Below are 1,224 nucleotides of genomic sequence, written 5' to 3'. Positions count from 1 at the left end.
GCCCATCGCCACCGAGTCAGATTCAGAAACGTTCAGACCCTGCGGGATTAAGTCGGCCGGTGAGCTCTCGCTAACGCGGGCCCAGAGGCTGGCGTTGCTATAATTGGTATCGCCCAAATCGACATCGCCGCCGTCGCCAACGTATCGGTAGGTGGCACCGGGCACGCCACCTTGGTCGTAACCACTCGCCACCCGCACCCGATCATCCTCTTTGAGGGACTGAGTGCCCGATTCGCTGGTAAAGGCATAGCTGGCACCGAGCTGCTCGACCATGCCGCCGATTAGGCTGGCACCGCCATCGTTAGTGGTGCTGGAGATGGCCTTCATCACACTGGTGGCATTAATGAAGGAATTATCATCAGCTAACAGCGTGAGATTGCCCGATGCGCTGGTGGATACATCACTGGTATCAATCTCAGCCAGGGCCCCACCGGCGACCCGGTTGTTAGCCAGCAGGCCACTGGCTGCCGCACCAGATGCCCCCCACAGCGCACCGGCTGAGGAGGTCGCATCATTAAGTAGGTTGGCTTCAATGGAAGACTCGTTAATTGCCTTAACATCCACATCACCCGCCGCGGTGATTGTGCTGTTCACTACCCGAGCAATAGACTGCGCGTCTGCCGCCTCCTGCATAGAGATGCCGAGGATTGTGTCGAAGCCCGCCTGCAGCAGGTTCTGCGGTTTATAGCCCACCGTATTAAAGGCAAGGCTCGCGCCCACCGCTTCATCGCCAGAGAGGGTCACGCTCTTGTTGGTAGCCTCGATGCTGGCTTCATTATCGGCAATGACGGAGACGCCACCGCTGTTGGTGGTGATATCACTATTGCGGATCTCAGCCGTGGCAGTGCCAAGCACCAGGTTGGTGGCAATGGCGCCGTTGGTGGCCACCGAGTCACCACCACCGGTGTTCGAGCCGCCAGAGCTTTCCACAAAGCTATCAAGCTCGGCGATCATCGTAGAAGACTCTTTGGCGGTTACGCTTAGGCTGCCGGCGCTCAGCGTAGCCCCGGTGACTAACGCGATGGCACCCGACTCCACCTGGTTGCGCACCACCATGCCGCCCACGGCAATGGCATCTGAGTCGCTCACATTGCCAATGTCGGGAATCAAGCCACTGGCGGAAGTCTCGGCCTGCCAGAAGTCTAAGTCGAGGTAATCTTCACTGGTGGGTGTAAAGCTACCTGATTCACCAAGGAATTTATAAACGCCGGCGGGCACTTCAAC

At 58.4% G+C, this 1,224-nt stretch carries 1 protein-coding gene; it reads right to left on the bottom strand.

From position 1 onward, the window contains the following. A partial coding sequence (locus GH984_RS10735; RefSeq protein ID WP_153720221.1) for a hypothetical protein occupies positions 1 to 1,224 on the bottom strand: 1,224 nt, incomplete at both ends.

The organism is Spiribacter salilacus (genome assembly GCF_009649225.1).
Classification (GTDB): Bacteria; Pseudomonadota; Gammaproteobacteria; order Nitrococcales; family Nitrococcaceae; genus Spiribacter; species Spiribacter salilacus.
Note: the sequence above shows the minus strand (reverse complement) of the source record. Positions and strands in the feature narration are given on the sequence as shown.